24 protein-coding genes are annotated in these 22,859 nt (G+C 61.1%); 8 read left to right on the top strand and 16 right to left on the bottom strand.

What is annotated here, in order from left to right; all coding sequences use genetic code 11:
- Positions 1-95 precede the first annotated feature (95 nt).
- The 5 genes from VWZ81_RS07420 to VWZ81_RS07400 form a co-directional block, all read right to left on the bottom strand.
- A complete protein-coding gene (locus VWZ81_RS07420) occupies positions 96-1,247 on the bottom strand; it encodes an acyl-CoA dehydrogenase family protein (RefSeq protein ID WP_416536233.1) in 1,152 nt (383 codons plus the stop codon).
- Between the two features lie 67 nt (positions 1,248-1,314).
- Positions 1,315-1,527, bottom strand: a complete 213-nt coding sequence (locus VWZ81_RS07415; RefSeq protein WP_340545272.1) for a hypothetical protein — start codon at positions 1,525-1,527, stop codon at positions 1,315-1,317.
- 141 nt (positions 1,528-1,668) lie between these two features.
- Positions 1,669-3,450, bottom strand: a complete 1,782-nt coding sequence (locus VWZ81_RS07410) for an acyl-CoA dehydrogenase C-terminal domain-containing protein (RefSeq protein WP_416542428.1) — start codon at positions 3,448-3,450, stop codon at positions 1,669-1,671.
- A 79-nt stretch (positions 3,451-3,529) separates the two neighbouring features.
- Positions 3,530-3,931, bottom strand: a complete 402-nt coding sequence (locus VWZ81_RS07405; protein WP_340545274.1) for a MerR family transcriptional regulator — start codon at positions 3,929-3,931, stop codon at positions 3,530-3,532.
- Between the two features lie 372 nt (positions 3,932-4,303).
- A complete protein-coding gene (locus VWZ81_RS07400; RefSeq protein ID WP_340545275.1) occupies positions 4,304-4,681 on the bottom strand; it encodes a MerR family transcriptional regulator in 378 nt (125 codons plus the stop codon).
- Positions 4,682-4,796: 115 nt separating this feature from the next.
- Here VWZ81_RS07400 and VWZ81_RS07395 point away from each other — a divergent pair, with 115 nt between their 5' ends.
- Genes VWZ81_RS07395 through VWZ81_RS07385 form a run of 3 tightly spaced genes read left to right on the top strand, consistent with a single transcriptional unit; the run spans position 4,797 to position 7,119 of the window.
- Entirely contained in the window at positions 4,797-5,219 is a 423-nt protein-coding gene (locus tag VWZ81_RS07395; RefSeq protein ID WP_340545276.1) for a PaaI family thioesterase, read from the top strand.
- Positions 5,216-5,782 carry a PaaI family thioesterase gene (locus VWZ81_RS07390; protein WP_416538614.1) on the top strand — a complete coding sequence of 189 codons (567 nt, stop codon included), beginning with the start codon at positions 5,216-5,218 and terminating at the stop codon, positions 5,780-5,782. The genes VWZ81_RS07395 and VWZ81_RS07390 overlap by 4 nt, the downstream gene beginning before the upstream one ends.
- Before the next feature lie 5 nt (positions 5,783-5,787).
- Positions 5,788-7,119, top strand: a complete 1,332-nt coding sequence (locus VWZ81_RS07385) for an MATE family efflux transporter (protein ID WP_416540322.1) — start codon at positions 5,788-5,790, stop codon at positions 7,117-7,119.
- Between the two features lie 63 nt (positions 7,120-7,182).
- On the opposite strand, the gene arsC is transcribed toward VWZ81_RS07385, so the two are convergent.
- Genes arsC through VWZ81_RS07370 form a run of 3 tightly spaced genes read right to left on the bottom strand, consistent with a single transcriptional unit; the run spans position 7,183 to position 8,914 of the window.
- Positions 7,183-7,524: an arsenate reductase (glutaredoxin) gene (gene arsC / locus VWZ81_RS07380; protein ID WP_340545279.1), complete on the bottom strand. Its 342-nt coding sequence runs from the start codon at positions 7,522-7,524 to the stop codon at positions 7,183-7,185.
- Complete coding sequence (locus tag VWZ81_RS07375; protein WP_416542427.1) at positions 7,521-8,579, bottom strand: quinone-dependent dihydroorotate dehydrogenase; 1,059 nt, start codon at positions 8,577-8,579, stop codon at positions 7,521-7,523. The genes arsC and VWZ81_RS07375 overlap by 4 nt, the downstream gene beginning before the upstream one ends.
- Positions 8,576-8,914, bottom strand: a complete 339-nt coding sequence (locus tag VWZ81_RS07370; RefSeq protein WP_416538616.1) for a DUF952 domain-containing protein — start codon at positions 8,912-8,914, stop codon at positions 8,576-8,578. The genes VWZ81_RS07375 and VWZ81_RS07370 overlap by 4 nt, the downstream gene beginning before the upstream one ends.
- A gap of 154 nt (positions 8,915-9,068) precedes the next feature.
- Here VWZ81_RS07370 and VWZ81_RS07365 point away from each other — a divergent pair, with 154 nt between their 5' ends.
- Entirely contained in the window at positions 9,069-10,646 is a 1,578-nt protein-coding gene (locus VWZ81_RS07365) for a bifunctional metallophosphatase/5'-nucleotidase (protein ID WP_416542426.1), read from the top strand.
- A gap of 100 nt (positions 10,647-10,746) precedes the next feature.
- Positions 10,747-11,055 carry a DUF1992 domain-containing protein gene (locus VWZ81_RS07360; RefSeq protein ID WP_416542425.1) on the top strand — a complete coding sequence of 103 codons (309 nt, stop codon included), beginning with the start codon at positions 10,747-10,749 and terminating at the stop codon, positions 11,053-11,055.
- Between the two features lie 117 nt (positions 11,056-11,172).
- Here VWZ81_RS07360 and VWZ81_RS07355 read toward each other — a convergent pair whose 3' ends face one another.
- On the bottom strand, positions 11,173-11,664 hold the full coding sequence (locus VWZ81_RS07355; protein WP_416542424.1) for a MarR family winged helix-turn-helix transcriptional regulator: 492 nt from the start codon (positions 11,662-11,664) through the stop codon (positions 11,173-11,175).
- 163 nt (positions 11,665-11,827) lie between these two features.
- Here VWZ81_RS07355 and mnmH point away from each other — a divergent pair, with 163 nt between their 5' ends.
- Positions 11,828-12,880: a tRNA 2-selenouridine(34) synthase MnmH gene (gene mnmH / locus VWZ81_RS07350; protein WP_416542423.1), complete on the top strand. Its 1,053-nt coding sequence runs from the start codon at positions 11,828-11,830 to the stop codon at positions 12,878-12,880.
- A gap of 8 nt (positions 12,881-12,888) precedes the next feature.
- Here the strand turns inward: mnmH and selD are convergent, their stop codons facing one another.
- From selD to VWZ81_RS07315, 7 genes are all read right to left on the bottom strand, one after another.
- On the bottom strand, positions 12,889-15,048 hold the full coding sequence (gene selD, locus VWZ81_RS07345) for a selenide, water dikinase SelD (RefSeq protein WP_416542466.1): 2,160 nt from the start codon (positions 15,046-15,048) through the stop codon (positions 12,889-12,891).
- Between the two features lie 91 nt (positions 15,049-15,139).
- Complete coding sequence (locus tag VWZ81_RS07340; RefSeq protein ID WP_340545286.1) at positions 15,140-15,520, bottom strand: Na+/H+ antiporter subunit G; 381 nt, start codon at positions 15,518-15,520, stop codon at positions 15,140-15,142.
- Positions 15,521-15,529: 9 nt separating this feature from the next.
- Positions 15,530-15,799 (bottom strand): K+/H+ antiporter subunit F, encoded by a 270-nt coding sequence (locus VWZ81_RS07335; RefSeq protein ID WP_014874349.1) that lies wholly within the window; start codon positions 15,797-15,799, stop codon positions 15,530-15,532.
- Positions 15,796-16,293, bottom strand: a complete 498-nt coding sequence (locus VWZ81_RS07330) for a Na+/H+ antiporter subunit E (protein WP_340545287.1) — start codon at positions 16,291-16,293, stop codon at positions 15,796-15,798. The genes VWZ81_RS07335 and VWZ81_RS07330 overlap by 4 nt, the downstream gene beginning before the upstream one ends.
- On the bottom strand, positions 16,290-17,852 hold the full coding sequence (locus tag VWZ81_RS07325) for a monovalent cation/H+ antiporter subunit D (protein ID WP_416542422.1): 1,563 nt from the start codon (positions 17,850-17,852) through the stop codon (positions 16,290-16,292). Before VWZ81_RS07325 ends, VWZ81_RS07330 begins: the two co-directional genes overlap by 4 nt.
- A complete protein-coding gene (locus VWZ81_RS07320) occupies positions 17,849-18,202 on the bottom strand; it encodes a Na+/H+ antiporter subunit C (protein WP_340545289.1) in 354 nt (117 codons plus the stop codon). Before VWZ81_RS07320 ends, VWZ81_RS07325 begins: the two co-directional genes overlap by 4 nt.
- A gap of 2 nt (positions 18,203-18,204) precedes the next feature.
- Complete coding sequence (locus VWZ81_RS07315; protein ID WP_416542421.1) at positions 18,205-21,066, bottom strand: monovalent cation/H+ antiporter subunit A; 2,862 nt, start codon at positions 21,064-21,066, stop codon at positions 18,205-18,207.
- Between the two features lie 264 nt (positions 21,067-21,330).
- Here VWZ81_RS07315 and VWZ81_RS07310 point away from each other — a divergent pair, with 264 nt between their 5' ends.
- Together VWZ81_RS07310 and VWZ81_RS07305 are read left to right on the top strand one after the other, a co-directional pair.
- Entirely contained in the window at positions 21,331-21,894 is a 564-nt protein-coding gene (locus VWZ81_RS07310) for a rhodanese-like domain-containing protein (protein WP_416542420.1), read from the top strand.
- Positions 21,894-22,754, top strand: a complete 861-nt coding sequence (locus tag VWZ81_RS07305) for an alpha/beta hydrolase family esterase (protein ID WP_416542419.1) — start codon at positions 21,894-21,896, stop codon at positions 22,752-22,754. The genes VWZ81_RS07310 and VWZ81_RS07305 overlap by 1 nt, the downstream gene beginning before the upstream one ends.
- Positions 22,755-22,859 lie beyond the last annotated feature (105 nt).

Raw genomic sequence — 22,859 nt, 5'->3', positions numbered from 1 at the left:
AGCTCGGGGGGAGGCGCGTCTCATCCTGTCATCTTTCCCCAAATACTCCCGCCGGAGGCTTCCGGCATCTGCGTCTATATGTGCAGCCCGAAGCCTCACAGGGACCTCGCGATCAATTCCTTCATGATCTCATTGGTGCCGCCATAGATGCGCTGAACGCGGGCATCTGCCCACATCTCGGCCACGGCATATTCCTGCATGAACCCGTAGCCGCCATGCAGCTGGACACATTCGTCGAGCACCTCACCTTGGGTATCGGTGATCCAGTATTTGGCCATCGCCGCCTTTTCCACGGTCAGCTTGCCCTGCAGATGTTCGACCATACATTCATCAAGGAAAGCACGGGCAACCTTTGTTTTTGTCTGGCATTCGACCAGTTTGAACCGGGTGTTCTGAAACTGCGTCAGCGGCCCGCCAAAGGCCTCGCGCTCCTTGCAATAGGCGATCGTGCGTTCAACCGCCCCTTCCATGGCACCGACGGCGCCACAGGCGATGATCAGCCGTTCCTGCGGCAGCTGCTGCATCATCTGGTAAAAGCCCTGACCCTCGGCGCCGCCGAGGATGTTTTCCGGCGCAATCTCGACATTGTCGAAGAAGAGTTCCGAGGTATCTGCGGCATGGCAGCCGATCTTGTCTAGGTTGCGGCCGCGGCTGAAACCCTCTGCGCCATCGGTCTCAACCGCCACCAGCGAGATGCCCTTGGATCCTTCGGTGGGGTCGGTCTTGGCCGCCACCAGGATCAGATTGGCGTGCTGGCCATTGGTGATGAAGGTTTTCTGACCGCTCAGCCGGTAGGCGTTGCCATCTTTGACCGCTTTTGTCTTGATCCGCTGCACGTCGGAGCCGGTGGAGGGTTCGGTCATCGCCAGAGCGCCGACCAGCTCGCCGGTGATCATCCTGGGCAGCCAACGCTGTTTCTGCTCTTCGGTCCCATAGGCCAGCACGTAATGGGCGACGATGCCGGAATGGATCCCGTGGCCCCAGCTGGCGAGATTGGCGCGGCTGCCTTCGATCAGGATTGCGGCTTCATGGCCAAAATCACCACCGACGCCGCCGTATTCTTCCGGTACGGAGGGGCAGAGCAGGCCAAGGGCGCCAGCTTCATTCCAGGTGGAGCGATCCATCATGCCCTGCTTGCGCCAGGTCTCGAATTTCGGCGCCCATTCGCGGGTGATGAACTGGGCGGTCATATCCGCCAGCATCTGATGCTCTTCGGTCATCCAGCTGGATTTTTGCTCTGCGCTCATGGGGCTCCCCTTTGGTGGCTGTCTCGTGCCTTGTGGCATCTGTTTTCTGTGGACGGTGTGGGCCGGCCTATTTCTTGCGGTCCTCAAGCTCGGCATTGAAGAGCCGCAGCCGGTGGGTGAGGTTGTCGCGATCTGTGACGCTGTCGAAATTCTCAAACAGGAAGGAGAGAGCTTCGCCTTCGTCGAGGCCGGCCTCCTGCGAAAATCGGCGCAAGCGGCGGTAGCCATCTTCGGTCATGGCAACCGGCAGGCGGCGCGTGAGGCGAAAGCGTTTGGGCATTGTCTCTCCTCCAATTGCGACGCCCTGGTTCTTGCGCCCCGGATGGCCCGGATCGCCTGTTATCCTGCCGCCCCGATGATCAGACGGGGGCGGTGTCGGAGACCCTCACGAAAAGGGGCTCCGAGATGATCAAACTGCGCTTCAGAACTGGTCTGCCGCCAGTGCCATCACCGTGTCGCCGCCGGTCTGGATACGGCTGAGGTGCAGCGCCGTCGCAGGCAGCCTGCGTGCCATGTAATACCGCCCGGTCGCGATTTTTGTCTCGTAGAACGCGGCGTCAGAAGACCCGGCGTCAAGCTCTGCCTGTGCGGCCTTGGCCATCTCCGCCCACATCAGGCCGAGGCAGACGTGACCAAACATGTGCATGAAGTCATAAGACCCAGACAGCGCATTGTTCGGGTTGGTCATGCCGTTTTGCATGAAATACATGCCAGCGGCCTGAAGGTCCTTCGACGCGGCTTTCAGAGGTTCGATGAACTCCTTGCTGTAAGTGTTGGAGATGTCACCGTTTTCTTTGCAGAAATTCTTCACCATCTCGAAGAAGGCCATGACATGTTTGCCGCCATCCTGCGCCAGCTTGCGGCCGACCAGATCCAGCGCCTGAACGCCATTGGCGCCTTCGTAGATCATCGCGATCCGGGCATCGCGGGTGTATTGCGACATGCCCCATTCTTCGATGTAGCCGTGACCGCCGTAGATCTGCTGTGCCTGAACGGTCATGTCATAACCCTGATCAGTCAGGAAGCCTTTGATGACCGGTGTCAGCAGCGAGATCAGCCCGTCGGCATTCTTATCCTCGGCGCGATGCGCCTGGTCGATCATCTTTGCGCCCCAGAGGATGAATGCGCGCGCGCCCTCGGCAAAGCTTTTCTGATCCATCAGGTTGCGGCGGATGTCCGGGTGGACGATCAGCGGGTCCGCCGGGCCTTCCGGGTTCTTGGCTCCGGTCACGTCGCGACCCTGAAGACGGTCCTTGGCATATTCCAAGGCGTTCTGATAGGCGGCGTCGGCCTGAGCCAGACCCTGCATGCCAACGCCGAGGCGGGCTTCGTTCATCATCGTGAACATGGCGCGCATGCCCTTGTGCTCGGTGCCGAGCAGGTAGCCGGTTGCGCTGTCGTAGTTCATCACACAGGTCGAGTTGCCGTGGATGCCCATCTTTTCTTCGATCTTGCCAACGGAGACACCATTGCGTTCGCCGAGCGAGCCGTCCTCGTTCACCATAAACTTCGGCACGATGAAGAGCGACACGCCTTTGATGCCCTCGGGGCCGCCGGGGATCTTGGCCAGCACCAGATGGATGATGTTGTCGGCCATGTCGTGATCACCGGAGGAGATGAAGATCTTCTGGCCGGTGATCTTGTAGCTGCCGTCATCCTGCGGTTCGGCCTTCGTGCGCATCAGACCCAGATCGGTGCCGCAGTGCGGTTCGGTCAGGTTCATCGTGCCGGTCCATTCGCAGGACACCATTTTCGGCAGATAGGTATCTTTCTGGGCGTCGCTACCATGGGCGAGGATCGCCGAGGCGGCGCCATGGGTCAGGCCCTGATACATGGTGAAGGCCTGGTTGGCAGCGGAGAACATCTCGCCCACGGCTGTGCCCATGATATAGGGCATGTTCTGGCCACCGTATTCTTCCGGCATGTCGAGACCGGTCCAGCCGCCTTCCTTGACCTGCTCAAACGCAGCCTTGAACCCGGTCGGTGTGTAGACGACGCCATTTTCAAGGCGGCAGCCTTCGGTATCGCCGACGGTGTTCAGCGGGTGCAGGACTTCGCTGGAGATCTTGCCTGCTTCTTCCAGCACGGCATTGGTGAAATCGGCGTCCAGCTCGTCATAGCCGGGAATGGCGCTTTCAGAGATCTTCAGAACATTGTGAAGAATGAACTGAGTGTCTTTGATCGGGGCGGTGTAACTGGGCATCGCGGTCCTCGCTGTGGTTCTGCGGTGTCTGTCTGGTTGCCTCTCCCATCGTGGGACAGGCAGGCATGGGGGCCGGGATCTATTCCGCGGCTTCTTGTTTGGCGCTCATCGAGGCGATCACACGTTCGCCCCAACGCAGCTGCTCTTTCAGATCGTCAATGGCCTCGTTCAGCTCATCGCGCTGCCGCTCCATATCGGCGAGCCGGTCGCAGGCGATGTCATAGGTGCGGGTCAACTGCGTCAGCTGCTGGTCGCCCATATGATAGAGATTCAGAAGTTGCCGGATTTCCTCGAGGCTGAAGCCAAACCGCTTGCCGCGCAGGATCAGCTTGAGCCGGGCCTGGTCGCGTTTGGTAAAGAGGCGTTTCTGACCCTCGCGGATCGGGAACAGCAACTCCTTGGCTTCGTAAAACCGCAATGTACGCGGCGTAACGCCGAACTCATCGCACATCTGGCGGATGGTCTTGGTTTCATCGGTCATCGTCGTAACTCATAACTGCTGGGTTGTGAGACTAAGGTGAGCAGCTTGCCCGTCGTTTACAACAGCAACTTGACGTTGACGTAAGTTGAACGCTGCGTCACTTTCCGAGGTGACGTAGGATCCACCGAACTGACGCAACGTTACTTCGTTTCGGGTTTGGCTATCAGCCCTTAAAATAGGGCGATCGTGCAAATTACCGACAAAATTATCGGGCTTTTTCGCGTGGATTATGTTCGATTTTTTTGATTGGAACATCCGTCACATGGACGGCAGGTCACGCGCTGACGAGCCCGCAGAACGGCAAACGCCCCACCAGTCGGCGGGGCGTTGAGTGTCAAAAGCGGATCCGACCTGACGCTTGGTCGGCTGGGATCAGGCGTCTTGTTTCAGCAGGTTGAGCGTGGTGGCTCGCAGGTCGTGGAGTTCCTGAAGCGCTTCGTCGAGCTGTTCGCGCTGCTTGCGCAGCTCTTCCATCTGGCGGTCGGCCATTTCGACAAAGGCGCGATTTTGAGCCTCATCGCCCTCGTTTTCATAGATCAGCAGCCACTGGCGGATCTCTTCGAGCTGGAAGCCGAACTTGCGTCCCCGCATAATCAGCTTCATCCGGGCCCGCTCGCGGGCACCGTAAAACCGCGACCGGCCTTCGCGATCGGGTTGCAACAATTCGATGTACTCATAGTAGCGAAGCGTGCGCGGGGTCACGTCGAATTCGCTGCACATCTCCTTGAATGACAATTTCTGTTCGGTCATTCCGTATCTCCCTTACCCGCAAACTAAGCACAACCGGCAAAGGGTTCAACCGCCGGGGTTGCTCTTCGGCCAAGGTCTGGCCGATAAAGAGGAAAACATAGGAACGGGGAAGCCCATGGTCGACAAGACGCAGCTCGCGCGACAGTTCATAGAAGCCATCCCGCATGCGCAGGAACTGGGGATGACCCTCACGGAACTGGGGGATGGCACGGCCGAGATCGTGATGCCCTATGATGAGAAACTGATCGGCGACCCGGAAACCGGGGTGATCCACGGTGGCGCGGTGTCGGCGCTGATGGATACCTGCTGCGGCGCGGCGGTGATGTGCCACCCGTCGGCGCCGGGCGGCACCGCCACGATCGACCTGCGTATCGACTACATGCGTGCAGCCACTCCCGGGCAGCGGATCGTGACCCGCGCGACCTGTCATCACATGACCCGCAACGTCGCCTTCGTCCGTGCGACGGCGATGGACGAGGATGAGGCACACCCCGTCGCTACGGCGGTTGGCGCCTTTACCGTGGAGGCAAAATTTTGAGCCGCCCCCGTCCCGAACCCGTTCAGGTGGTGAAGCAGCGGCGCGACGCTGCCCTCGCCGCGCTTGTGGAATCCGTGCCCTATGCGCGTTTTCTCAACATCACGTTTGATCGTCGCGGCGATGAGCTAACGGCGCAGCTAAATTTCGATCACAAGCTGATCGGTAACCCGTTTCTACCCGCCATCCACGGTGGTGTCACAGCGGCCTTTCTGGAGGTGACAGCCGTGATGACCCTGACCTGGGCCAACCTGTGGGAGCGCATCGAAAGCGGCACGCTCGATGTTGAGGAACTGGCCGCAGGTAAATTGCCACGCCAGCCGAAGACCATTGATTTCACAGTGGACTACCTGCGTTCCGGGCTGCCGAGAGATGCCTATGCACGCGCCACCGTGTCCAGGTCCGGCCGGCGCTATGCCTCGGTCCATGTGGCGGCCTGGCAGGATCACAAGGACAAATTGTTCGCCCAGGCCACGGGCCATTTCCTGATGCCGCAGGAGGCGGCAAAACAGGGGGCTGCCGCGCCGGACTTCGTGGCCGATGCCGCGCCTCGGGACAAGGGCTAGAACGCATGTCCACGGCCAGCGCCGAGGTGCCGGAACCGATCAGCCATGCGCGGGTGCTGAAGATTGCGCTGCCGATTGTACTCTCGAATGCGACGGTGCCTATTCTGGGGGCCGTGGATACCGGAGTTGTCGGCCAGATGGGGCAGGCGGCTCCTATTGGGGCGGTGGGCATCGGTGCGGTCATTCTGGCGACGATCTATTGGATCTTCGGTTTTCTGCGGATGGGCACCACGGGTCTCGCCGCGCAGGCCCGCGGGGCTGGAGACTGGGCAGAAACGGGCGCGCTGCTCACCCGGGGGATCCTGCTGGCCTTTGCTGCGGGCCTTGTGTTCATTGTTGGACAGGTCGCGGTGTTCTGGGGGGCCTTTGCGCTGGCCCCTGCCAGTGCCGAGGTCGAAGGGCTGGCGCGGGATTACCTTCAGATTCGCATCTGGGGTGCCCCTGCGACCATCGCGCTATATGCGGTCACAGGCTGGCTGATCGCGGTTGAACGCACACGCGGTGTTTTTGCCCTGCAAATCTGGATGAACGGTCTCAATATTCTGCTGGATCTCTGGTTCGTGCTGGGGCTGGGCTGGGGAGTCGAAGGGGTCGCGGTCGCAACCCTGATCGCGGAATGGAGCGGTCTTGCGCTGGGGCTGTGGCTGTGCCGCGATGCCTTTGCGGGCAGCCAGTGGCGCAACTGGGCCCGTGTGTTCGATCCTGTGCGGCTGAAACGCATGATGCAGGTCAATGGCGATATCATGATCCGCTCGGTGCTGCTGACCGGATCCTTCACGACCTTTCTGTTCATCGGCGCCGATCTGGGCGATGTGACGCTCGCAGCCAATCAGGTGTTGCTGCAATTCGTTGAGATAACGGCCTTTGCGCTCGACGGTTTTGCCTTTTCTGCCGAGGCGCTGGTGGGCAGCGCGGTCGGTGCAAAGGCGCGGATGCAGCTGCGACGCGCAGCGGTGGTGACCAGCCAATGGGGCGTGGGCGGCGCAATCGCACTGGGGCTGCTGTTCTGGCTGGGCGGTGGTTGGCTCATCGATGTCATGTCCACTTCGCCTGAGGTGCGGGCAGCCGGGCGGGATTACCTGATCTGGGCTGCGATATTACCGCTGCTCAGTGTGGCCAGCTATATGTTCGACGGGATCTACATCGGGGCGACCTGGACGCGGGACATGCGGATCGCGATGCTGCAATCGGTGGCGATCTACGTTGTGGCCCTGTTGGTTTTGGTGCCGCTCCTCGGCAATCACGGGCTTTGGGCGGCATTGATGGTGTTGAACCTAGCGCGAGGTGCGACGCTTGGTCTGCGCTATCCACGGCTCGAAGCGCAGGTCGGCGCATAGATCGGGGCTGGGCTGAAAGAGAGCAGCTGTGTTTCAGATGGCGACTGTTTCAGGCGGCTCCTGTCAGAGAAGTTTTTTCAGCGCTTCGGTAGGACGGCCTATCACGGCTGCTGTTTCCGAAATGGCGATGGGGCGCTCAATCAGGATCGGATGCGCGGCCATCGCCGCGATCAGCGTTGCGTCATCATCCGATGGGCTGAGGTTCTGCTCCCTGAAGGTGGCATCGCCGCTGCGCATCATCTCAATTGCAGTGACACCCAGTTTGGCCTGAACCTCCGCCAGCTCTGCCTCCGAGGGCGCATCTTTCAGATAAAGGCGCAGGGTGACCGCTGTTCCGGCCTCCTCAAGCAGGGCAAGGCCCGCACGGGATTTTGAGCAGCGCGGATTGTGCCAGTAGGTGATCATAGCCAGTCCCCGCGTTTGCTGCCGACGGCATCTGCGACAGTGTCAAAACCGTCGCGGGCCAGCAGCTGGTCCAGCCCGCGCGCGATCTCTCCGGCCAGTGACAGCCCAGCATAGACCATGGCGGTATAAAACTGGACTGCCGATGCGCCGGCGCAGATCTTGGCATAGGCTTGCTCGGCTGTGGAGATGCCGCCCACGCCAATCAGAGGCACCCGACCGTCCAGAAGCTGGGAAAGCTGCGCCAGAACGCGGGTGGATTTCTCAAACAGCGGCGCGCCAGACAGGCCGCCCGTTTCGCCACGATGTGCACTGTTCAGCCCGTCGCGATCAAGCGTTGTATTGGTGGCAATCACCGCATCAATACCGGTTTCAAGCGCCACCTCGGCAATATCCTCGATCCCAGCGCGGTCAAGGTCGGGGGCGATTTTCAGGAACACCGGCACCCGCTGGTCCAGCCCGTCCCGCGTCTCAATCACGCCGCTGAGCAGCGCTGACAGGGCGGCCTTGCCCTGCAGATCGCGCAGTTTCTCGGTGTTGGGCGAGGAGACATTCACCGTCGCAAAATCCAGATGCGCCCCACAATGGGCCAGCACCTTGGCAAAATCGGCAGCGCGGTCGCTGCTGTCCTTGTTGGCCCCAAGGTTGAGGCCGATCACAGCATCGCGCGGGCGGGCCGCAAGACGCTGGCCGATCACGCTCATGCCGTCGTTGTTGAAGCCGAACCTGTTGATAGCCGCCTGATCTTCGGTCAGACGAAACAGGCGCGGCTTGGGGTTGCCGGGTTGCGGGCGCGGCGTCGCGGCCCCCACCTCGATAAAGCCGAACCCGGCCTGAGAGAGCGGGCGCAGTGCTTCGGCGTTCTTGTCAAATCCCGCCGCCAAGCCAACCGGATTTGGCAGGGACAGACCGGCGATCTCGGTCGCAAGACGCTGGGAGGTGACCGGGCCGGGGGCGGGCGTCAGCCCCAGCTTCAGCGCCTTGATCGACAAGCCATGGGCGGTCTCCGGGTCGCAGCGATGCAGCGCACCAAGGGCAAGACGTTCAACGAGGCTCACGCCATATCCTCCGGGAATTGATGGGTGCCGTCGACCAGCGGCAGCGGTCTCGCCCAGACCACATCAGTCATGGTCATCTTGCGGTAGAGATGGGGAAACTCGGCGCCGCCCCGCGACACTTCCCAGCGCAGGTCTAGCCCCAGCCGTTCGGCATCGACCGCAATCAGCCAAAGCCCGTCAACTCCGGCAAAATGCTTGGCTGCGGTCTCCTGGGACTGGTCGGCGGTGGAGAAATGAATGTAACCATCGCTCAGATCGATGGGGGCGCCGAGGGTCTCACCCTCTGCCTGAAGGGTGGTCCATTCGTCGGTGCGGAAGATTTTATAGATGAGCATGGCGCGGTGATGCCCTGCGCGCAGAGGTGAATCAAGGCTGAATATGATCGGTCTTGACGCAAAGACAGCACGGCGATGAATTTTTCCCCTTTGACTGCGCCCGCATTTCCCCTCACCATCCGGCAATAGAAAAATAATAAGGGAGTATGTTTCCATGATGACGCGTTTTCTGACGTCTGTTGCCGCGCTTGGCCTGACGGCGGGCGTAGCCGCAGCCGACTACAAGCTGACCATCCTGCACACCAATGACTTTCATTCGCGGTTTGAGCCGATCAGCAAGTATGATAGCGGCTGCCGCGAAGGGGACAATGCCGAGGGCAAGTGCTTTGGCGGATCTGCACGTCTGGTAACTGCGCTGGCGGATGCGCGCGCGCGCAGCAACAACAGCATTCTTGTTGATGGTGGCGACCAGTTTCAGGGCTCGCTCTACTACACCTACTATAAGGGCAAAGTTGCCGCCGAGATGATGAACAAGCTTGGCTATGACGGCATGACTGTCGGCAACCACGAGTTCGATGATGGCCCCGAGGTCTTGCGCGGGTTCATGGATTCGGTTCAGTTTCCGGTTCTGATGTCCAATGCCGATGTCAGCGCTGAGCCTGCCTTGGCCGATGTGCTGAAGAAATCCACCGTGATCGAACGCGGCGGTGAAAAGATCGGCCTGATCGGCCTCACTCCCGAAGATACGCCCGATCTGGCCAGCCCGGGCAAGAACATCACCTTCACCAACCCGGTTGATGCCGTGCAGGGGGAGGTCGACCGGCTGACCGCCGAGGGCGTCAACAAGATCATCGTGCTGAGCCATTCGGGCTATGCCGTGGATCAGCGCGTTGCGGCGGGCACCACGGGTGTGGACGTCATCGTGGGTGGGCACAGCAACACCTATCTTTCCAACACTTCGGAAGATGCTTCAGGGCCATACCCGACCATGGTCAATGATGTGGCCATCGTGCAGGCCTATGCCTATGGCAAGTTCCTGGGTGAGCTGAACGTGACCTTCGATGATGCAGGCAATGTCGTCGAAGCGGTTGGCGAACCTCTGATTATGGATGGCACCGTCACCGAGGATGCGGATACCGTCGCACGCATCGCCGAGCTGGCCAAACCGCTGGACGAGATCCGCAACAAGGTTGTCGCCGAGAGCGCAGAAGCTGTTGACGGCGACCGCGACAATTGCCGTGTTCAGGAATGCCAGATGGGCAACCTGGTGGCCGATGCGATGCTGGACCGAGTGAAGGATCAGGGTGTCAGCATTGCGATTGCCAACTCGGGCGGTATCCGTGCGAGCCTGGAGCCGGGCGAGGTCACGATGGGAGAGGTCCTGACGGTCCTGCCGTTCCAGAACACGCTCTCGACCTTTGAAATCACTGGCGAGGACGTCATCGCGGCCCTGGAAAACGGGGTGAGCCAGGTTGAAGAGGTCAAGGGCCGCTTCCCGCAGGTCGCTGGTCTGAAATTCACCTGGGATCCGTCGGTTGCACCCAATGAGGGCCGCATTCAGGAGGTCATGGTGAGCGAAGGCGACAGCTTCGTGCCGATTGATCCGACCAAGACCTATGTTGTCGTGACAAACGACTACGTCCGCAATGGCGGTGATGGCTACAAGGTCTTCGCAGGCGACGACAAGAACGCCTATGACTTTGGCCCGGATCTGGCCGATGTCATGGCGGAGTATCTGGTCGAGAACTCCCCCTATAAGCCCTACACCGACGGCCGCATCAGCCAGAAGTGACCGGGCGCAGCTATTGCGCTGCCTCAACAATCCAGACTGGACCGCGCCGTATCTTCGGCGCGGTCTTTGTTTTTCCTGTCAGCTGCGGCATAACACCGTTATGGATCACCCCCTGATTGACCTTATCAACGCGCGTATCCAGAAGGCGGAGGCCGATGGCGCTTTTGACAACCTGTCAGGAGCGGGCAAACCGTTGCCACCGGTTGACGACCCGGGGAATGCGCTGGTCAACCGATTGATCAAGGAGAGCGGCGGTGTGCCGGAGTTCGTCACGCTGTCGCGCACGCTTGCGGTTCTGCGCCAACAGCTTGCCGATACCGGCGACCGTTCAAAACGCCGTGATATCATGAAAGAAATGACAATTCTGGAAGCCCGCATCGACCTCGCGCGCGAGGCCTATGGTCGATAACCAGCGTTGCACGCTATCTGGCTAGGGCATTGACGGTGCTGTTCGGGTCCTGCGTCGGCAGCTTGTTATCCGCTACTCACCATATGGCTGCCGGGCCGTCTCCGCGCGATAGCGGGGTCAGAGTTCCTTCTGCGAGCCTGTTTGCGCGCGGTGCGGAGCGCGGCGCAGCCGGTCGCCGATCTGGGTCGCCTTGGTCAACAATGTGGTGATCTGAACCTGCTCCGCCGGGCTGAGGCCGGTCAGGATTTCGGACTGTAGCGCCTCGACAATCGGCATGGCTTTGTTCAGGAGCGACTGGCCAGCCTCGGTCAGGGTGACAACGCGCGCACGTCTATCAGCTGGAGAAATATCACGCCGGATCAGTCCCTTGGCCTCTAGCCGGTCGATCACTTTTCCAAGCGTTGCGCGGTCATAGGCAATGCGGGCCGCGATTGTTGCCTGATCAACACCGGGTTCGTGGGCCAGGGCGTCAATCGCGGCAAACTGTACCGGTGTCAGGTCGATGTCATTGCGCGCCATATGATCCGCAAACAGGGCAACAGAGATCTGGTGCAACCGCCGGATCAGATGACCGGGGAACTGCAAGGTATCTATCTGTGGCTCTGCCATGTCCTGCCTCCCGCTGGAAAAAGCATCCAGTTCACATCCGGGAACCGGCTGTGATCGGTTTATAGATAGAATTTCAAACGAATCTTTGATCCATAATAAAATGTTTAAGGTATAAAGGGAATGCGACTTTTCCTTGCGCGCGCGGCGCGGTAGATCATCAGACATGGCCCTTCGTTTTACATCGCTATCCGAAATTCTCGATCAAGACTACGATTGTGTCATCGACGTGCGGAGTCCCGCCGAATTTGCTGAGGATCACTGGCCCGGGGCCATAAACCTGCCGGTTCTGGATAATGAAGAACGCGCCGAAGTCGGCACGATCTATGTCCAGCAAAGTCCGTTTCTGGCCCGCAAGGTCGGTGCGGCGAAGGTGTTTCGCAACGCTGCCGACCATATTGAGCAACGGCTGAGCCATCATCCGGGATCCTGGCGCCCGCTGGTCTACTGTTGGCGCGGCGGGCAACGGTCCGGCAGTTTTACCTGGCTGTTGCAGCAGATTGGATGGCGGGCGGATGTGGTCGAGGGCGGCTACCAAAGTTACCGCAGACTGGTCCATGACTATCTCTATAAAGCCGCGTTGCCGCATCGTTTCGTGGCGCTGGATGGCTACACGGGCACTGCAAAAACCGATATCCTCCAGCGTGTTGGACTGCTTGGCGCACAGGTGCTGGACCTCGAGGGGCTGGCACATCATCGTGGCTCGCTGCTTGGCGATCACCCAACCCCGCAGCCCAGCCAGAAGGCGTTTGAATCCGCATTGGCCGGTCAACTGGCACGGATGAACCCGAAACGCCCGGTGCTGGTGGAGGCGGAGTCGAGCAAGATCGGCGCACGTATCATCCCACCGCAGCTCTGGGCGGCCATGAAACAGGCTCCGCGGATCGAAATCCACGCACCTGTGGCGGCGCGTTGTCGATACTTGCTGGCGGGTTATGATGATATTCTGTCAAACACTGAGATGCTGCGCGTGCGTCTCGATGGGTTGCGGGCACATCGCTCCAATGCGGTGGTCGATGGCTGGTTGCAGAGGATTGCCGAAGGCGACAAACCGGCGCTGACGGAGGCGCTCATCACGCAGCATTACGACCCCGCCTATGAGACTGCGCGCCGGGCCATCGGTGCCGATGTGATAACCACCCTGGGGGCAACCGACCTGCGGGAGCCCGATCTTGACCGGCTGGCCGCGGATCTGCGTCTTGAGCTGGACCGGCTATAGCCGCAACTTCAGATCAGCGTGATCGCGCCCGCAGAGCCGGTGATATGGCCGATGATCGCGGCCTCAGCTGCGTATCTGCGGAGTACGGGTAAGAGCGCCTCGGCCTGATCGCGCGGCAGTGCGGCCAGCAGGCCACCGGCAGTCTGCGGATCGAACAGCAGGTCCTGTGGCCCGCCGGTGGTTATCTGCGGCAAAAGCGCGGCATTCTCTTCAAAGAGCGAGGACCTGACCCCGCGTGCTGTCAGTGCGGCGGCACCGGGCAGCGCAGGAATTGCCCCGAGGTCCAGTTCAGCTCCAACAGCGGAGGCTTCGCAAATCCCCAGCAGATGGCCCAGCAGGCCAAATCCGGTCACATCGGTCATCGCATGTGCGGCGTGCAGCAGCTCGGCGGTCTTGTCCTGCGACTGGCTCATCGACGTCAATGCCGCGGCGACCCAGGCACCCTCGGCCTTTCCCACCATTTCCGCCGCCATGATCACCCCGGTGCCCAGCGGTTTTGTCAGGATCAGGGCGTCACCCGGCTGTGCCCCGGCCAGGGTGATGGGCGCCGCGTCGCATAGTCCGGTCACGGTAAACCCTATGGTCAGCTCGTCTCCCACGGAGGTGTGGCCACCAACGATCTCGGCGCCGGCTTTCCTCAGGATGTCACCGGCGGCAGACATGATTTCATCAAGGGTCCGGGCCTGAAGTTCCGCCGACAGTCGGGGCAGGATCAAGTTGGCGGTCGCGGCCTGCGGCTCGGCGCCCATCGCCCAGATATCGCCAAGCGCATGGACCGCCGCGATACGGGCCATCACCACGGGGTCGGCGGTAAAGGCCCGCAGGTGATCTGTACTGATCACCTGCCTTTGCCCGCCCGTTATCAGCAGCGCGGCGTCATCACCGGGAAGCGGGGTGATGTCCGCGCGCTGAGTATGCGGCTGCGATCGGAGCGTCGCCTTGAGCGTGCGCGCGCCAACCTTGGCACCGCAACCTCCGCACATCGGTTTATGGCCAAGCGCCTCTGGCAGATCATGGGTGTGTTCGGGGGGCAGCGCCGGCTGATCCATCTGCGGCAGATCACGGAACTGCGCCATGAAGCCCTGATCGATGTGATCTTTCCAGCGCCAGATCCAACCGCCCGAAAAGGTCTGTCCAAAGCGTTCTCCAACAGCGGTTTTGCCGCCCATCGAGATCAGTTTCAGATAGTCTTTCTGCGGGCGGTAGCGGCGCAGCGGATCCCGCGTCAGGCTGGCGCGCAGATTATGATAGAGGATCGGCGCCTGACGCACCGCATAGACCCCGGCCTTCGGACGCGGGTCGGGGCTGAAATGAGCACAGTCGCCGGTAGCAAAGACGCCTTTGCGACTGGTCTGCAAATAGGCATCAACCGAGAGAAACCCGTCGTGCAGGTTCAGCCCGGTTCCGTTGAGCCAGGGGTAGGGACGTGCACCCGCAGCCCCGGTTGTGAAATCGGACCGGATTGCGCGGCCGTCCGCCAGCAACACATGAGTGGCCTCGATCTGGGCAATCTTCGCGTGTTCTATCACGGTGACGTCAAGACCGCGCAGCGCAGCGCGCAGCCGGGCGCTGGACTTGGTGCCGGTGTCAGTCAGGATTTCGCTGCGATCAATCAACGTGGCTTGCACCGTCCGGCCCCGGGCCCGCAGCGCATGGGCCATGGCGAGGATCAGCTCCACTCCGGCCACACCGCCACCGATCACCGCAACATGGGCGGCGCTGTCGCCGTGCAGATACGCGGCCCAGCTTTCCGCAAAAGGGCCGAGTGGTTTTGCCGGGATCGCATGGTCATCAAATCCCGGCATATCGGGCATGGCAGAGGTGATGCCCAGGTTGATTGCGGCAATGTCATAGGCAATTGGGGGGCGGCCCGAGGCATGGACCTCGCGTCTATCGGTGTCGATGTGATCAGCCGCCCCGAGCACCAATCGCGCCCCGGCAAAGCGTGCCAGCTTCACCAGATCAATATCCAACGCCTCGCGCGCGTAATGCCCGGCGACAAAGCCCGGCAACATGCCGGAGTAGGGGGCGGTCGGACCGGGGTTGATCACGGTCAGCCGCGCTCCGGCGAGGGGCCGCATTCCCCATTTGCGCAGCACCAGCGCATGGGTGTGGCCGCCGCCGATCAATACCACGTCTTTGGTCAGGGGGAGGGGGGCTGCGTGCATCATGTATGTGTCACCGGGCTGGGCTGGCTCACCCGGACAGGCTCCGCCCCGGATGAAAGACCCCCGCCGGACGGGCGGGGGCGCTGGGAGATCAGACCTCTGGGCCGATCACCTCGTTTTCGGGCAGTTTATGCGTCGCCCATATCTTGTCTTTACCCGCGTCTGGCAGGCTGTCTGGCGTGTCGTGTCGGTGGATGTGAACCTTGGCAATGAAATTTGCCGTGATCGGCGCCGTCAGGAACAGAAATAGCGTAATCATCAGCTCATGCACCGACAGGTGGTATTCGTAGACGGCGGCATGGGTCATCGAGGCCAGCAGCACACCGCCAACGCCCAGCGTCGTCGCCTTGGTGGGCGCGTGCAGCCGGGACATGCGGTCGTTGAGCTTCAACAGGCCAAATGATCCCACGATACCGAAGATGCCGCCGATCACGAGAAATCCGGCGATCACGATGTCAAAGAACAGGTCCATGATATCTCCTCACTCGATGATATTGCCGCGCAGGATGAAGCGCGCATAGGCCACTGTGGACACGAAGCCCAGCATGGCGATGATCATTGCCGCCTCAAAGAAGATCTCGGTTCCCAGCGCCAGCCCATAGAGCACCATCAGCGCGATTGCGTTGATGAACATCGTATCCAGCGCCAGGATCCGGTCGGCGACATCCTCGGCGGAGACAACTTTCCACAGGTTCATCAGCAGCGACAGCGCAAAGCAGACAAACGCAAAGATTGCAGCTGTTTCGATCATTCGAAAATCTCCTTCAGGCGGCGTTCGTAGCGGTCCTTGATCTCGTCGCGTACCGCTTCGGGGTCCGGCGCGTCAAGGCAGTGGACCAGCAGCGCATGACCTTCGGCTGAGAGATCGGCAGAGACGGTTCCCGGTGTCATGGTGATGGTCGCTGCCAGCACCGTGATCGCTTCGGGTGTGCGCAGGTCCAGCGGGATCGTCACCCAATTGGGGTGGCGGCTGGCATTGGATTTGAACAGGACGATCTTGGCCACCACCAGATTGGCCACCACGATATCATAGAGTACGATGAGGATGTAGCCGACGATCTTCACCGGGCCTTTCATCTTCAGCTGTTGGGGCCAGTAGGGCTGTGTCAGGAAGGGGATCAAAACCCCGAGCATGAACCCGAACACCAGCGAGTTGAGCGACCAGCCATTCACCAGCAACAGCCAGGTTGCGGTCAGCACCAGTGTCAGGATCGGGTGTGGCAGTACGCGGCGCATCAGCTTCATTTCAAAGCCCCCCCAAGGACGGTTTCGATGTAGGCGGTTGGGGTGAACAGCTGGGCCGCCGTGGCGTCGGCATAGCGGGTCATCGGCCCGGCAAAGACGGTGAGCAGCACAATCGCCCCCATCAGCCCAAAGCAGACAACAAGCGGCAGGACCGGCGCCGCCGCTGGGGCTGGGGTGGCGTTGCCGTCGAGAAGATCCTCGTCACCTGCATCGGATGCGACCGTGCCGTCGGTTGCCTGCAGGCCATGGCTTTTCCAGAAGATCAGCGTGCCTGCACGAGCCAGACCAACGATGGTCACAAGCGAGCCGAGCAGAATGACCGCCCAGATCCACCAGACCAGGTCATGATCGCGCGCGGCGTCCATCACCAGCAGCTTACCGATGAAGCCGGAAACTGGTGGCATACCGGCCAGCGCGATAGCGGCGATAAAGAACATCACCGACAGCAAGCCGCTCTGCGGCATCAGACGAAGGGCGGCAATAGCACCGCCCTGTCGTTCCATGACCTGATCGGCAATCAGGAACATCAGCGCCGTCGCCAGCGTCGAATGGACGATGTAGTAGAGTGCGGCTCCGGTTGCGGCAGGGGTGAACAGGGCAATGGAAATCAGCAGTGTTCCCATCGAGGTGATCGCCCCAAAGGCGACCAGTCGCCCGATCTCGCGCGAGCCGAGGACACCGATGGCGCCGACGACCAGCGTGACCATGGCGGCAGGCAGCAGCCAATCGCCGACCAGCCCTTCGGTGATCGCAACATCCGGGCCAAAGATCAGCGTGTAGACTCGCAGGATTGCATAGGCGCCGACCTTTGTCATGATCGCAAACAGCGCGGCCACCGGCAGCGGGGCATGGCTGTAGGAGGCGGGCAGCCAGAAATGCAGCGGCAGCACCGCAGCCTTGATCGCGAAGACCAGCAGCAGCATGACCGCACCAACGCGCAGCAGGGCGGTTTCCTCGCCCGACATCTCGGCCACGCGCACCGCCAGATCGGCCATGTTCAGCGTGCCGGTGACGGCGTAGATCGTGCCGAGCGCAAACAGGAACAGGGTCGAGCCCAAGAGGTTATAGACCACATATTGCACGCCGGCCTGAAACCGCTTGGCGCCGCCTGCGTGGATCATCAACCCGTAGGAGGCAATCAGCAGCACTTCGAAGAACACGAACAGGTTGAAGGCATCGCCCGTCATGAAGGCGCCGAGAATGCCCATGATCTGGAACTGGAACAGCGCGTGGAAATTGGCGCCGCGAGAATCCCAGCCGGTGCCAATCGCGTAGAGCACGACAGCCAGCGCCAGAACCGATGTCAGGACGATCATCATTGCCGACAGGCGATCCAGCACCAGCACGATGCCAAAAGGCGCAGGCCAGTCACCCAGCTCATAGACCTGCACGGTGCCGTCGGCGGCCTGCGCTGCCAGCGCCAGGGTCAGGCAGAGCACCAGCAGGCTGCTGGCGACCGAGAAGATCCGTTGCAGGTCCAGATGGTAGCGCAGGACCATGATAATAAAGGGCGCGACGATTGCCGGCAGGACAATCGGCGCAATCACGAGGTGGTTCATGCGTCATCTCCTACTTTGGCATCATCATCGCTGAGATTGATCCGGTCATCCTGCGACGACAGATAGGCCCCCAGCGCAATCATCACCACAACGGCCGTCATGCCAAAGGAGATCACGATCGCGGTCAGCACCAGAGCCTGCGGCAGCGGGTCGGTATAGGGGACCTCTTCGTATTTATTGAGGATCGCAGGGGCGTTGGTCATCAAGCGGCCAGTGGCAAACAGGAACACGTTCACCGCATAGGAGATCAGCGACAGCCCGAGGATGACGGGAAAGCTGCGTCGGCGCAGGATCAGGTAGATGCCGGCCGCGGTCAGGACGCCCACGGCCGAAGCGACTAGAATTTCCATAGTCAGCCCTCGTTCTCGGTCATGGCCACGTCATCGCGGGCCGGGTTGATATCCATCGCGTGGGTGCTGTCGGTGCCAGGCTGCCAGGCAAAGCGTGACAGGCTCTCCAGCGCCAGCAGCACAGCGCCAACAACTGCCAGAAACACGCCAAGGTCGAACAGCGCAGCAGTTGCCCATTCAAATTCTTCCAGCGGTTCCCAGTGGATGTACCCAAAGGCGCTGGTCAGGAAGGGCTTGCCGCTGAACCATGATCCGATGCCGGTTGCGGCGGCGATCAGCACACCGGATCCGATGATGCCATGATAGGGGTAGCGCTGCCGCTCGGTCGCCCAGGCAAAGCCCGACGCCATATATTGCATGATGACCGCAATCGCCGCGATCAGCCCGGCGATAAAGCCGCCACCGGGCAGGTTGTGCCCCCGGAAGAAGATATAGGCCGCCACCATCAGCGCCAGCGGCATCATCACGCGGGTCGCCACCACCATCATCATCGGATGCGAGTCACCGGCCTGCGGCAGATCGGGCTTGCGGTTCAGCAGATAGGCCCGCACTCGGGTGCCCAGCACCGCCTCGGTCAGCGCAAAGATCACCAGCGCGGCAATGCCAAGAACGATGATCTCGCCAAAGGTGTCGAAGCCTCGGAAATCCACCAGGATCACATTGACGACATTGGTGCCGCCGCCGCCCTTGTAGGAGTTTTCAAGGTGGAAGCCGGAAATCGTCTCGCCGATGAAATCACGGGTCATCAGTGCATAGATCAGCCCCGCAACCCCAAGGCCTGAGATGCCGGCAATGGAGATGTCGCGCAGGCGGGCGCCGCCAGAGCTTTCGACCGGGGTTTCCTTGGGCATGAAGTTCAGCGCCAGCAGCATCAGAATGATGGTGACCACTTCGACCGAAATCTGCGTCAGAGCGAGATCCGGCGCTGACATGTAGTTAAAGCCCATCGACACCACCAGCCCAACAACGCCGATCAGCACCAGCGCCAGCAGTCGGTTGCGGTGCATGGCAACCAGAAAACCGGTTGCGATCAGCAGGCTGGCCCAGCCAAGGATCGGGATCAGCCCGACATCCTGAAGGCTGCGGGTCGGCGCCGCCAATGTGCCGGATTGATAGGCATAGAAGGACAGTACCGCGGTAAAGGTGATCATGATCCCGGCATAGCGTGGCATCGAGCCGTTGTGCATACCGTCGGTAATGGCACGCGAAAGCCGTGTGAGCGCGCCGATCAGCGCCTCGAAAATCACCTTCGCCTCCGGGCGCGGTGCGGCATCCCACATACGCATCAGCGGTTTGTGCAGCATCAGCAGGAAGACACCCCCGGCAACCGCCGCCATCGACATATAAAGCGCCGGAGTAAATCCGTGCCAGAGTTTCAGCGAATAATAGGGCAGTTTCTCGCCACCAATCACGGCAGAGGCCGCAGTGGCCACCAACGGCCCGACGATCTTGGCCGAGAACAGGCCGATCAGCACGACAAGACCAACCAGAAACGCAGGGGCCAGCCACATGCCGGTGCCGGGATCATGCGGGGTTGCAGGGTAGTCGTCACGCCTTGGCCCGAGGAAGACATGGGCGATGAAGCGGAACGAATAGGCGGCGGAGAACAAGGCCCCCAATAGCGCTAGACCCGGCACCAGATAATGTGAACCCGCCCAGACCGTGTGAACGGTTTCCTCCAGCATCATCTCCTTCGACAGGAAACCGTTGAAGGGCGGAATGCCAGCCATCGACAGGGCCGCGACTGTGGCGATGGCAAAGGTGATCGGCATCAGGTGCCGCAGGCCGCCCAGCCGTTTGATGTCGCGGGTGTGGGCCTCGTGGTCGACAATGCCCGCGCTCATAAACAGAGCCGCCTTGAAGGTGGCATGGTTGATGATGTGGAAAACGGCGGCGACGGCAGCAAATTTGGTGCCGAACCCCAGCAGCATGGTGATCAGGCCCAGGTGGCTGACGGTGGAAAACGCCAGAAGCGCCTTCAGATCATCCTTGAACAGGGCAATGATCGCCCCCAGCACCATCGTGATCAGACCCGTCGTTGCGACGATGTAGAACCATTCCGGCGTACCGGCCAACACAGGCCACATCCGCGCCATCAGGAACAGGCCTGCCTTCACCATGGTTGCGGAGTGGAGATAGGCCGACACCGGCGTCGGTGCGGCCATGGCGTGCGGCAGCCAGAAATGAAACGGGAACTGCGCCGATTTGGTGAAGGCGCCAATCAGGATCAGGATCAGGGCCGGCAGATAGAGCGGCGAGGCCTGAATGACCTCCTTTGCGCCCAGGATCACGGTCAGATCATAAGACCCGACGATATTGCCGAGGATCAGCATGCCACCGATCATGGCAAGGCCACCGGCGCCGGTAACAGTCAGCGCCATTCGCGCGCCCTGACGTCCTTCGGGCAGATGCTTCCAGTAGCCGATCAGCAGGAAGGAACTGAGCGACGTCAGCTCCCAGAAGATCAGCAGCAGCAGAATGTTGTCCGAGGTGACAATCCCCACCATCGCGCCCTGAAACAGCAGCAGATAGGTGTAGAAATTACCCATCGGATCCTCGCGCGACAGGTAGAACCGGGCATAGAGGATGATCAGCAGGCCAATTCCAAGGATCAGCCCGGCAAAGAGAAAGCCCAGGCCGTCGAGGAAGAAATTGGCATTCAGCCCAAGCGCCGGCAGCCAGTCGAATTGCGCCTGAATAACTTCGCCGCGCATCACCGCCGGGGCGTGCAGCATCAGTCCGACAAACGCGAGCAATGTTGTCAGGCCTGCCGCCGATGCCGAGGCATTGCGCCCGGCACGGATCAATAGCGCGGGGAATACCGCGCCGAGAAAGGGCAGGGCTGCAATCAGGAACAGGGACACGTGCGGTTCTCCTCCATGCACAAGGCCAGATCGTTTGGTGCCTAAGCAATTTTTCGCAACTGTGCCAGCCCCGACCGCGCCTGCAAACCCTGCAAAGGCAGCGATCCGGTGAGTTTTTTGCCCGCCGCAGCAATTTGGCGCGGCCCGGTGTCAGGTTGACAACAACTTGATCACCATGCGGGATGTCTCAGGCTGAACACTTTGCAGGAACCTGCTAGGTCTTGGGTCATGTAGGACGGCGCCGGCAGCGCGGGGAGAGGCCAGATGTCGCATTCTCAATCAAAACGGTCAGATAACTCCGGCCCTCAGACTGATGGCGCGGACAGTGACCCGGCAGCTGAGGCGGAGGCGGGTGATCCGTTGCTCTCGCGGCGTCGATTGCTGCAGGCCGGTGTGGCCTTCGCCGGGATCGCCATTGCGGGGGGCGGTGGATATACATGGTGGCGCAGGCAACCCCCGGCCCATGACCGTCCCCGCCTGTCGGTTGAGGACGCATTTGCCAGGGCCAAGGCGGGGGAGCTGATCCTGGTAGATATCCGCACACCGCGTGAGTGGCGGGCCAGCGGTGTGCCAGTGGGCAGCCATCAGATCGACATGCGGCGTGAGGATTTTCTGGCCGCGCTTGATCACGTCACCGGTGGTGATCGCAGCGCGCCGCTGGCCCTGATCTGCGCGCGCGGTGTGCGCTCCGCCCGGGTGACGCTGGCGCTGGACGCGGCCGGTTATACAAATGTGATCGACGTGCCGGAGGGGATGCTCGGCTCCGCCGCCGGGCCGGGATGGCTGCGCAGCAATCTGCCGGTCGCGCGCTGGACGGGGCAGGGCTGATGAAACGGGTGATAGCAGGTATGGGGCGCCTCTGGCCGGGCGTAAGCGTTGCTCTGTCGGGCCTGCTTTTCGGCTCGGCGCTACAGGCTGGATGCGGGCCCCTCGCCGATGCCTGCCAGATTGACGGGGGTGACTATCACATCGTGTTGCCGGATACCGGCGATGAAAAAGCGCTGCCGGCGGTGATGTTCCTGCACGGCTACGGCGGGTCGGGTGAGGCTGCACTGCGCAATCGCGCGATGGTCGATGGGTTGAACGATCGGGGCTACGCGGTGATCGCCCCCACGGCGCTGCCGCGCAATCCCGGTGCCCCTCGCTCTTGGGCGTTCTTGCCGGATTTCGGTGGTCGCGACGAATCCGCGTTTTTTGAGGCGGTGCTGGCAGATGCTGAACATAGGTTTAATATCGACCGGAAATCCGTTGTTTTATCAGGATTTTCCGCAGGTGCCTTCATGGTCAGCTATCTGGCCTGTGCAACCCCCGATCAATTTGCCGCTTACGCAACGATTGCGGGCAGTTTCTGGCGGCCGCAGCCTGAGAGCTGCACCGGTCCGGTGCGTTTGATGCACACTCATGGTTGGCGCGATGAGGTGGTGCCGCTGGAAGGCCGATACCTTGGCAATCGTCGTTTTCAGCAGGGAGATATCTTTGCCGGGCTTGAGCTGTGGCGCGATACCAACGGCTGCACGACACACGCGCCAAGCCACAGCGGATCTGAAGGTGGCACCCTGAGGCGCCGATGGGCCTGCGGTACAGGCGCGGATATCGACGTGGTGCTTTTCGACGGCGGGCACCGGGTGCCGGAGGGCTGGGCCGCATGGCTTGCCGATTGGTTCGAGGATCGCCCGCTGTCGCAGTAGTGCAACATATGGCGTCGATGAGGCGGCTGTGAATTCTCAATAAAAAATTCCGGAGAAACCTGATGGTTCCTGCCGGAATTTTCAATTTGATGCAAATTGTGGATA

The organism is Phaeobacter sp. JH20_34 (assembly GCF_048056095.1).
GTDB lineage: Bacteria > Pseudomonadota > Alphaproteobacteria > Rhodobacterales > Rhodobacteraceae > Phaeobacter > Phaeobacter bryozoorum.
The sequence above is the reverse complement of the archived record's forward strand: the minus strand, read 5'-3'. Positions and strand labels throughout refer to the sequence as shown.